Annotated in this window: 9 protein-coding genes; 7 read left to right on the forward strand and 2 right to left on the reverse strand. The window is 71.4% G+C overall.

The features are described 5' to 3' along the window. The first annotated feature begins 52 nt into the window (after positions 1–52). A complete protein-coding gene (locus P3L51_RS11275) occupies positions 53–2,029 on the forward strand; it encodes an AMP-dependent synthetase/ligase (protein ID WP_435594429.1) in 1,977 nt (658 codons plus the stop codon). A 405-nt stretch (positions 2,030–2,434) separates the two neighbouring features. On the opposite strand, the gene P3L51_RS11280 is transcribed toward P3L51_RS11275, so the two are convergent. Beyond that, positions 2,435–2,638 (reverse strand): cold-shock protein, encoded by a 204-nt coding sequence (locus P3L51_RS11280; protein ID WP_003967102.1) that lies wholly within the window; start codon positions 2,636–2,638, stop codon positions 2,435–2,437. Between the two features lie 319 nt (positions 2,639–2,957). Between P3L51_RS11280 and P3L51_RS11285 the strand changes: the two genes are divergently transcribed. The 5 genes from P3L51_RS11285 to P3L51_RS11305 all read left to right on the forward strand — a co-directional run bounded on the left by P3L51_RS11285 (position 2,958) and on the right by P3L51_RS11305 (position 8,428). Continuing rightward, on the forward strand, positions 2,958–3,851 hold the full coding sequence (locus tag P3L51_RS11285; protein ID WP_435594427.1) for a menaquinone biosynthetic enzyme MqnA/MqnD family protein: 894 nt from the start codon (positions 2,958–2,960) through the stop codon (positions 3,849–3,851). 41 nt (positions 3,852–3,892) lie between these two features. Further along, on the forward strand, positions 3,893–5,605 hold the full coding sequence (locus P3L51_RS11290) for a serine/threonine-protein kinase (protein WP_354604991.1): 1,713 nt from the start codon (positions 3,893–3,895) through the stop codon (positions 5,603–5,605). A 106-nt stretch (positions 5,606–5,711) separates the two neighbouring features. Further along, entirely contained in the window at positions 5,712–6,911 is a 1,200-nt protein-coding gene (mqnC, locus tag P3L51_RS11295) for a cyclic dehypoxanthinyl futalosine synthase (protein ID WP_354604992.1), read from the forward strand. Between the two features lie 10 nt (positions 6,912–6,921). Beyond that, entirely contained in the window at positions 6,922–7,599 is a 678-nt protein-coding gene (locus tag P3L51_RS11300) for an amidohydrolase family protein (RefSeq protein ID WP_354605001.1), read from the forward strand. A 127-nt stretch (positions 7,600–7,726) separates the two neighbouring features. After that, positions 7,727–8,428 carry a demethylmenaquinone methyltransferase gene (locus P3L51_RS11305; protein ID WP_354604993.1) on the forward strand — a complete coding sequence of 234 codons (702 nt, stop codon included), beginning with the start codon at positions 7,727–7,729 and terminating at the stop codon, positions 8,426–8,428. Positions 8,429–8,434: 6 nt separating this feature from the next. Here P3L51_RS11305 and P3L51_RS11310 read toward each other — a convergent pair whose 3' ends face one another. After that, positions 8,435–8,950, reverse strand: coding sequence for a GNAT family N-acetyltransferase (locus P3L51_RS11310; protein ID WP_354605002.1), 516 nt, complete (start codon positions 8,948–8,950; stop codon positions 8,435–8,437). A 145-nt stretch (positions 8,951–9,095) separates the two neighbouring features. Here P3L51_RS11310 and P3L51_RS11315 point away from each other — a divergent pair. Further along, positions 9,096–10,344 (forward strand): geranylgeranyl reductase family protein (locus P3L51_RS11315; protein WP_354604994.1); only part of this gene is annotated, 1,249 nt, incomplete at its 3' end.

Below are 10,344 nucleotides of genomic sequence, written 5' to 3' on the forward strand. Positions count from 1 at the left end.
GCGCGTGTCCGCAGACGTCCCCGACGATGGCGTGGGGTCCCAGCCGCGGCAGGTGCCCGCGCCGCCATCCGCACCCGCGCCGCCATCCGCACCGGGTCCACCGGTCGTGCCCGCGCCGCCGGTCGTGCCCGCGCCGCCGGTGGTGTCCGCGCCGCCGGACCTCGCACAGGTCGAGCCCGAGAAGCTGTGGATGGACGGAGTCGTACGGCAGGTCTCCGTGCCGCCCCTCGTGCCGCCCGCCCCGGACGGGTCCCTCGCCGACATTCCCTTCGACAACGCGCGGGACGCCCCGGACGAGGCCGTCCTCAGCCGTAAGCAGGCGGACGGGCGCTGGCGGGACGTCACCGCCGCCGCCTTCGCCGACGAGGTCCGGGCCGTCGCCAAGGGGCTGATCGCCGAAGGGCTGCGACCCGGTGACCGGCTCGCGATCATGGCCCGTACGACCTACGAGTGGACGCTCCTGGACTTCGCCGCCTGGGCCGCCGGCCTGGTCACCGTCCCCGTCTACCCCACCTCCTCCGCCTTCCAGACCCGCTGGATCCTCCAGGACTCCGGCGCCGTCGCCTGCGCGGTCGAGAGCAAGGAACAGGCCCGGCTGATCAGCCACGAGCGCAGGCAACTGCCGGACCTCGCCCACCTCTGGACGTTCGACACCGGCGCCGTCGACGCGCTGCGCGCGGCGGGCGCGGACATCCCCGACGCGGACTTGGACGCGCGGCGCGCCGCGCTCTCGCCCGCGTCCCTCGCCACCCTCGTCTACACCTCCGGCACCACGGGAAGCCCGAAGGGCTGCGTCCTCACGCACGCCAACTTCTTCGCGGAGGTGGACAACTGCATCGAACTGCTCCACCCCGTCTTCAAATCGGTCAGCAAGGAGCCCGCCTCCACGCTGCTCTTCCTGCCGCTCTCCCATGTCTTCGGACGCATGGTCGCGGTGGGCTGTCTGCGCGCGCGGGTACGGCTCGGGCACGCGCCGTCGCTGCGCACCGACGACCTCATCGCCGATCTCGCGGGTTTCCGGCCGACATTCCTGCTGGCGGTCCCGTACGTCCTGGAGAAGGTCTTCAACACCGGCCGCGCCACCGCCGAGAAGATGGGCCGCGCCGCTTCCTTCGACCGCGCCGCGAAGATCGCCCGGCGGTACGGGCTGGCCGTCGAGGCCGCCACCGCCGGTACGGGCCCCGGCCCCGGGCTGCCGCTGAAGGCCGCCCGCGCGCTCTACGACCCGCTGGTCTACCGGCGAATACGCGCCGCACTCGGTGGCAAGGTCGTACAGGCCATCTGCGGCGGCTCCCCGCTGGGGCGCCCCCTCGCCGCCTTCTACGCGGGCGCGGGGATCACGATCTTCGAGGGGTACGGCCTGACGGAGACCACGGCCGCCGCCACGGTGACACCCCCGCTCAAACCCCGCCTGGGCACGGTCGGCTGGCCGCTGCCCGGCACCTCGGTACGGATCGCCGACGACGGCGAGGTGCTGCTGCGCGGCGGGCAGGTCTTCGCCGGCTACTGGGACATGGAGCGCGGCGAGCCCGTACCGGCCCTGGACGAGGGCTGGTTCGCGACCGGGGACCTGGGCGCGCTGGACGGCGACGGGTATCTCACCATCACCGGCCGCAAGAAGGACGTCATCATCACCTCGGCCGGCAAGAACGTCGCCCCGGCCCCACTGGAGGACTGGCTGCGCGCCCACCCGCTGATCGGCCAGTGCCTGGTGCTCGGCGACAACCGCCCGTACGTCACGGCCCTGATCACCCTGGAGCCGGACGGGCTCGCGCACTGGGGCCAGATGAGGAAGAAGGAGCATCTGACACGGGACGAGCTGGTCGCGGACGAGGACCTGCTCGCCGCGCTGCAACGGGCGGTCGACGAGGCCAACCGGCTGGTCTCCAGGGCCGAGTCGATCCGCCGCTTCCGTGTGCTGCCCGTCTCCTTCACGGAGGCGAGCGGGCAGCTGACGGCGTCGCTCAAGGTGCGGCGGACGGCGGTCGTGGAGGACTTCGCGGCGGAGATCGAGGAGTTGTACGGCTAGGCCGTGTCTTCAAAGTCTTGCCTGGCCCGCGACGCCGCAGTGACATCAGCCGCTGCCGCGGCGGGCGGCACCTGGCCGCGTTGTCGGAGTCGGCCGAGTACGCCCGGTACGAGACCGATCCTCCGCCTTGCGATGCACCGCACCAGCCGCCGCGGGCCCCGCCCTGCGGGCGGACGGCGCTACTTCGAAGACACGACCCAGGGCCTGTCGTTCGGATCGCGAAGGTCTCGCCCAACTCGCCCTGACCAGCGCGACTTTGGCCCCGACCGCCCTGGCCCGTTCCGCCGGCACCGTCAGCTCTCACGCGCCGGGCAAGGCAGGAGCCCTGCTTCCCGCACCGGACATGCGGGGAGCAGGGCTCCTTGATACTGCTTATTTCCGTGCGCGATCTTCCGACCCGGGCAACTAGGCCGGGGTTACGTTCTCCGCCTGCGGGCCCTTCGGGCCCTGGGTGACGTCGAAGTTCACGACCTGGTTCTCCTCGAGGGAGCGGAACCCGGACGCGTTGATCGCGGAGTAATGGACGAAGACATCCGGGCCGCCGCCGTCCTGGGCGATGAAGCCGAAGCCCTTTTCAGCGTTGAACCACTTGACGGTTCCGGTAGCCATAAGCCCTCCTTGGGCCAAAGGGTTGCCCTGCTCCAGAACCTGCAAACAAGTCTGAAAACTACAAAAGCCTGCGGGTCACATGCTCCGCAGGCTCTGTACTGCAAGGGAAACCAAACTGCAACTTGCGGCGAGCCTAGCACGCGTCTCACGGGCAGCGGTAGAGGGAAAGATCACCCAAAGATCACCTCACCCGGACGTTTGAAGAGGCCTCCGGCCGGCTGACGTGGCGGGGTCCCTGACGTGCGACGGAGACCCGCCAGAGGCCCCCCGTCCGGCCCCCATGACGGCCTCACCCGCCCCACGGGTCTAGCCTCGCGGTGTGGACAGCTCCCCTGAAAGCACAGCAGACACCGCGACCGGCGGAAGCGATCACCCCCGCGTCCGGCCGCGCGTCGGTCACATCCAGTTCCTGAACTGCCTCCCCCTTTACTGGGGCCTCGGCAGAACAGGAGCCCTCTTCGATCTTGAGCTGACGAAGGACACCCCGGAGAAGCTCAGCGAGCGCCTCGTGCGCGGAGATCTCGATATCGGTCCCGTCACCGTGGTCGAATTCCTCCGCAATGCCGAGAACCTCGTCGCATTCCCCGATCTCGCGGTCGGCTGCGACGGGCCCGTCATGTCCTGTCTGATCGTTTCTCAGGTGCCGCTCGACGAACTCGACGGGGCGCGGGTGGCCCTCGGCTCGACCTCGCGGACCGCCGTACGGCTCGCGCAGCTCCTGCTCGCCGAGAAGTACGAGGTCACGCCCGACTACTACACGTGCCCGCCCGACCTCGGCCTGATGATGCAGGAGGCGGACGCGGCCGTACTGATCGGCGACGCCGCCCTGCGCGCCTCGCTGCACGACGCGCCGCGCCTCGGCCTCCAGGTCCACGACCTCGGGCAGATGTGGAAGGAGTGGACGGGGCTCCCGTTCGTCTTCGCGGTGTGGGCGGCGCGCAAGGACTACCTGGCGCGCGAGCCGGAGACCGTGCGCATGGTGCACCAGGCGTTCCTCGCCTCCCGCGACGTGTCGCTGGAGGAGGTCACGAAGGTCGCCGAGCAGGCGGCGCGCTGGGAGACCTTCGACGCGGAGCTGCTGGAGCGCTACTTCACGACGCTCGACTTCCGATTCGGGCCCGACCAGCTCGCGGGCGTACGGGAGTTCGCCCGGCGCACCGGACCCACGACCGGCTATCCCGCCGACCCCCACGTCGAGTTGCTCCCGTCCTGAGAAGGTAGGGGCGACACACGCGGAACGGGGAGGGGACGGGTATGCAGCCGCTCGACGCGGACGGGCCTCGCACCATCGGCGCGTACCGGCTGCTGGGCAGACTCGGCGCCGGCGGCATGGGCCGGGTCTATCTGGCCAGGTCGGAGGGCGGCCGTACGGTCGCCGTCAAGGTCATCCATCCGCACCTCGCGCAGGACGAGGAATTCCGGGCCCGCTTCCGCCGCGAGGTGGCGGCGGCCCGCCGGGTGGGCGGCGCCTGGACGGCGCCCGTGCTCGACGCCGACCCGGAGGCGGCCACGCCCTGGGTCGCCACCGGCTATGTGGCGGGCCCCTCGCTGACCCAGGCGGTCGCCACGTACGGCCCACTGCCCGAGCGGACGGTACGGGCGCTGGGAGCCGGGCTCGCCGAGGCGCTGGGCGCGGTCCATGAACTGGGCCTCGTCCACCGCGACGTCAAGCCGTCGAACGTCCTGCTGGCCCTCGACGGGCCCCGGCTCATCGACTTCGGGATCGCGCGCGCCACCGACGGCACCGCCTCGCTCACCTCCACCGGCGTCTCCGTCGGCTCACCCGGCTACATGTCGCCCGAGCAGATACTCGGCAAGGGCGTCACGGGCGCCGCCGACGTCTTCTCGCTGGGCGCGGTGCTCGCGTACGCCACCGCCGGAGTCAGCCCGTTCCCCGGCGACTCGTCCGCCGCGCTGCTCTACAAGGTCGTCCACGAGGAGCCCGAACTGGGCGCGCTGGACGGCGACTTGAAGGACCTGGTCGCCCACTGTCTCGCCAAGGACCCGGCCGCGCGGCCCGCGCCCGCGCAGGTCGCCGCGCGGCTCGCGCCCGGCGGCGCGGCCCCGCTGGTCGACGCGGGCTGGCTGCCTGACCCGCTGGTACGGGAGGTCAGCCGGGCCGCCGTACAACTCCTGGACCTGGAGACGGCGCGGCCCGTACGGAGCGCCCCCGGCCGGCCGGTGCACTGGCCCACACCGCCGCAGCCGGACACGCCGCCGCCGACGGCCGGGTCGTTCGGGCCGGCGCCCCCGCTCGGCGAGTTCGGGCCCCCGACGCAGCCGGACGCGCTCGCGCGGCCCCGTACGGCCGACGGACACCCCCAGGACATCCAGGACGCCCGGAACATCCACGACATCCACGACACCCATGACCCCCGCATGTCCCTCTCGGTCACCGCCGGCCGGGCCGGGCCCCGCCGGCGCAAGATCAGCTGCACCGTCGTCCTCGCCGTGGCGGGAGCGCTGGCCGCCATCACGCTCGGCGGGACGCTGCTCCTCGACCAGTTCTCCAACGACGCCTCCTCCGACCGCGGTGATTCGGCGGCGGACAGGCCGAGTGCGTCGGCCACGCACGACGGCGCGGCCGGCGCACTTCCGGCCGTGCCCAAGGAGTTCGTCGGCACCTGGAAGGGCCCGACGACCGACCGGAACGGGCTGCCGCACGGCGACTACACGGTCGAGATCACCGAAGGCGAGAAGGGCGAGAAGGTGCTCCGCTCGACCAGCTTCCTCTCGCTCCTGGGCGTGGAGGCCAACTGCTACGGCGTGGGCACGCTCGTGTCGGCCACCGCGAAGGAGATCCGGATCGAGGAGTCGACCGATCCCGACCGGCCCGGCAAGGCGGGGATGTGCACGACCACGGCGGCCGCCGCGCTGACGTTCACCCTCACCGACAACGGTGATCTGAGCTTCGCCTCACGCGAGGAGGCGGCGGGCAACCCGACGGGGACGCTGAGGAAGCGGTAGCGGCCACCAGGCCCCCGCGAGCCCGGCAGCCGGTCGGTCCTGCCCCCTGGCGTACGCTGGATCGGTCCGTAGATCCACTGATACACCGCCGAAAGGTGACGCCCCGGTGACCGAGAAGGCCGACCAGCAGTCTGTCCTCGACCGCGCTGCCGAGGGTGGCCGGATCACCCCCGAAGAGGCGCTCGACCTCTACCGATCGGCCCCCCTCCACGCGCTCGGCTCCGCCGCCGACCGCGCGCGCCGCCGCCGGTACGCCGGCACGGAGCACATCGCGACGTACATCATCGAGCGGAACATCAACTACACGAACGTCTGCGTGACGGCGTGCAAGTTCTGCGCCTTCTACGCGGCCCCCAAGGACACCGACAAGGGCTGGACCCGCGACCTCGACGACATCCTGCGCCGCTGCGCGGAGACCGTCGAACTCGGCGGCACCCAGATCATGTTCCAGGGCGGCCACCACCCCGACTTCGGCGTGGAGTACTACGAGAAGCACTTCGGTGCCATCAAGGCCGCGTTCCCGCAGCTGGTCATCCACTCCCTCGGCGCGTCCGAGGTCGAGCACATGGCCCGGATCTCGGACGTCTCCGTGGAGGAGGCGATCCGCCGGATCCACGCGGCGGGCCTCGACTCGTTCGCGGGCGCCGGCGCCGAACTGCTGCCGGCCCGCCCGCGTAAGGCGATCGCACCGCTCAAGGAGTCCGGCGAGCGGTGGCTGGAGATCATGGAGACCGCGCACGGCCTCGGTGTCGAGTCGACGTCCACGATGCTCATGGGTACCGGCGAGACGAACGCGGAGCGCATCGAGCACCTGCGGATGATCCGCGACGTACAGGACCGGACGGGCGGCTTCCGGGCGTTCATCCCGTACACCTACCAGCCGGAGAACAACAAGCTGAAGGGCCAGACGCAGGCCACGCTCTTCGAGTATCTGCGGCTGATCGCCATCGCCCGGCTCTTCCTCGACAACGTCGCCCATATCCAGGGCTCCTGGCTGACCACGGGCAAGGAGGTCGGCCAACTCTCCCTGCACTACGGCGCGGACGACCTCGGCTCGATCATGCTGGAGGAGAACGTCGTCTCGTCGGCCGGCGCCAAGCACCGCTCGAACCGGCTGGAGATCATCGACCTGATCCGCAAGTCGGGGCGGGTGCCTGCGCAGCGCACCACGACGTACGAGCACATCGTCGTGCACGACGACCCGGCGGACGACCCGGTCGACGAGCGCGTCGTCTCGCACATCTCCTCCACCGCCATCGAGGGCGGTACGGCGCACCCGGAACTCAAGCTGCTCGACGCCAACTGACCGGGTGGCACTGACGATTCACCGGGCGGACCTGCTGCTGCCCGGCGCCGGGCGCGCGCCCGTGCCCGGCGGCGCCGTCCTGGTCGCGGGCGACGCGATCGAGGCCGTCGGCCCGTACGAGGAGCTGGCAGCCGTCCATCCCGCCGCCCGGGTCAGACGGTGGCCGGGCATCCTCACACCGGGGCTGTGCAATCCGTACGGTCCCGAACTGCTGGAGCGGGCCTACCACCCCGACCCGCGCGAGGCCGACGAACTGGGCACCGAACCGCTCACCGGCGCCGCGCTCGCCGCGCTGGAGATGACCGAGTCCCGCTGGGGCGCGAGCGCGCGGCGCGGGGTACGGCGGATGCTGGCGCACGGGACGGTCGCGGTCGCGGGCACGTTGCGGCGGGCCACGGTGGCGGACGCCGTCGCGCGCTCGGGGCTGGGGATCGAGCGGCGGGCCGGCGAACCGCCGGGGCCGCCGACGCTGGACGTGTTCGCGGACCGGCCGGTCGAGGAGGCGTTCGCGCTGCCGCCGCTGGGCTTCGAGGGCCGTCCCGCCGACTTCGCCGTCTTCGACGTGCCGGCCGGCGCGGATCCGTACGGCGATCCGTACGGCGATCCGTACGGCGCGCTCGCGCGTGCGGGCGCGGCCAGTTGCGTGGCCACGGTCCTCGACGGGCGGCTCGTCCACCGGCGTGCCTGAGCCCGCGCGCCGACCCGCGTGAGGCAGCCGCGCGGCGCCGTGGCCCGCCTGCGAGAATGGCCGGTGTACCGCGGTCTGCCGCGGTGAACGGCGCAGAGACAACCGAGACAAGTCAGGCGGAACGCCAGTGACCCGGGCCTCCCTGGACAAGCAGCCGCACGAAGTCGCCTCGATGTTCGACGACGTGGCGGCGAACTACGACCTCACCAACGACGTGCTCTCCCTCGGCCAGGCACGGCTCTGGCGCAAGGAGGTCGCCAGGGCGGTGAACGCCCGCCCCGCGCAGAAGATCCTCGACCTCGCCGCGGGCACCGCCACCTCCTCGATGCCCTTCGCCGCCACCGGCGCCTACGTCGTGCCGTGCGACTTCTCGCTCGGCATGCTCCGCGAGGGCAAGAAGCGCCACCCCTGGCTGCCGCTGACCGCCGGTGACGCGACGAAGCTCCCGTTCCGGGACGACGTCTTCGACTCCGTCACCATCTCCTTCGGTCTGCGCAACGTCCAGGACACGGACAGCGCGCTCCGCGAGCTGTACCGGGTGACCAAGCCCGGCGGACAGGTCGTGATCTGCGAGTTCTCCCAGCCGACGTGGGAGCCCTTCAGGACCGTCTACACGGAGTACCTGATGCGCGCGCTGCCCCCGGTGGCGCGCTCGGTGTCCTCGAACCCGGACGCGTACGTGTACCTCGCCGAGTCCATCCGCGCCTGGCCCGACCAGCCGGGCCTCGCCGGTCTGCTCCAGAAGGCCGGCTGGTCGAAGGTCGCGTGGCGGAATCTGACCGGCGGGGTCGTGGCACTGCACCGCGGGGTCAAGCCGGCCGAGGTCTGAGCGGGGTCAGGGCCGGTCGAGCCGGAGCCGGAAGCGGTACGCCTTCCGCTTCCCCACCGGCGTCACGAACGTCTCCTCCAGCTCCATGCCCAGACGCCGGGCGACCGCGACCGAGCGGTCGTTGCGGGCGTCGACCATCGCCACGACGGTGGGGACGCCCGCCGCCCGCACCCGTTCCAGCGTCGCGTGCGCGGCGGCCGTCACATACCCCTTGCCCCAGTACACGCGGCCGAGGCGCCAGCCGATCTCGATCTCGCCGACCGGGCCGAACGAGGTGTGCGGCCACGGCTGCGCCCCGGTGAAGCCGATGACCTCGTCGTTGTCGTCGAGCATCGTCCAGAGGCAGAAGCCGCGTTCGGCGGCGTGCGCGCGCTGACGGGCGGCGAACTCCTCGTACTCGGTGAGCGGCGCCGGGCCGCCGTGGAACTCCATGACATCGGGATCGTCGAAGACCCGGTGCCACTCGCGCGAGTCCTCCTCGGTGGGGACGCGGAGCCGCACGACGGGGACCGGTCGGGTGATGTCGTTCACGGGGGCAGCCCTTCAACTTGTCGATCAACAGGCACCCATAGACTGCACCTGTCCAGTGCCGAACATGTCCACAGCCGTCGGTACGCCATGATGGGGCCCGCCAGCCGAGTCCCACGAGTCTTCGGGAGATCCCGCTGTGACCGAGCCCCTCTCCGAACACACCGCAGATGTGATCGTCGTCGGGGCGGGCCCGGCCGGCTCCACCACGGCGTACCACCTCGCCAAGTCGGGCCTGGATGTCCTGCTGCTGGAGAAGACCGCGTTCCCGCGCGAGAAGGTGTGCGGCGACGGTCTCACCCCGCGTGCCACCAAGCAGTTGGTGAGCATGGGCATCGACATCTCCGAAGAGGCCGGCTGGCTCCGTAACAAGGGCCTGCGGATCATCGGCGGTGGCGTACGGCTCCAGCTCGACTGGCCGGATCTCGCCAGCTACCCGGACTACGGACTCGTCCGCAAGCGCGACGACTTCGACGAGCAACTGGCCCGGCAGGCGCAGAAGGCCGGGGCGCGGCTGCACGAGCGCTGCAACGTCGGCGCGCCGATCATCGACCCGCGCACCGGCCGTATCACCGGCGTCAACGCCAAGATGGGCGAGGAGAAGACGCCCGTCACCTTCCACGCCCCGCTCGTCGTCGCCGCCGACGGCAACTCCACGCGGCTGTCGCTCGCGATGGGGCTGCACCGGCGCGAGGACCGGCCGATGGGCGTCGCCGTCCGTACGTACTTCACCTCGCCCCGGCACGACGACGACTATCTGGAGTCGTGGCTGGAGCTGTGGGACCGGCGCGGTCCGCAGGACCGGCTGCTGCCCGGCTACGGCTGGATCTTCGGCATGGGCGACGGCACCTCCAACGTCGGCCTGGGCATCCTCAATTCGTCGTCCGCCTTCAAGGAGCTGGACTGGCGCGAGGTCCTCAAGGCGTGGTGCGCGTCGATGCCGGAGGACTGGGGCTACACGCCCGACAACATGACGATGCCGATCCGCGGCGCCGCGCTGCCGATGGCCTTCAACCGGCAGCCGCACTACACCAAGGGCCTGCTGCTGGTCGGTGACGCGGGCGGGCTGGTGAACCCGTTCAACGGCGAGGGCATCGCGTACGCCATGGAGTCCGGCCAGATCGCGGCGGACGTCATCGTGCAGGCGCTGTCCCGGCAGACTCCCGGACAGCGCGAGATGGCCCTCCAGCGCTATCCGCGGGTCCTGAAGGACACCTACGGCGGCTACTACACGATGGGCCGCGCCTTCGTGAAGCTGATCGGCAACCCGAAGGTCATGAAGATCGCGACCCAGCGGGGGCTCACGCACCCGCTGCTGATGAAGTTCACGCTGAAGATGCTGGCGAATCTGACCGACCCGTCGGGCGGCGACGCGATGGACCGCATCA

The sequence above is a fragment of the Streptomyces panacea genome (assembly GCF_040560175.1).
GTDB classification, from domain to species: domain Bacteria; phylum Actinomycetota; class Actinomycetes; order Streptomycetales; family Streptomycetaceae; genus Streptomyces; species Streptomyces panacea.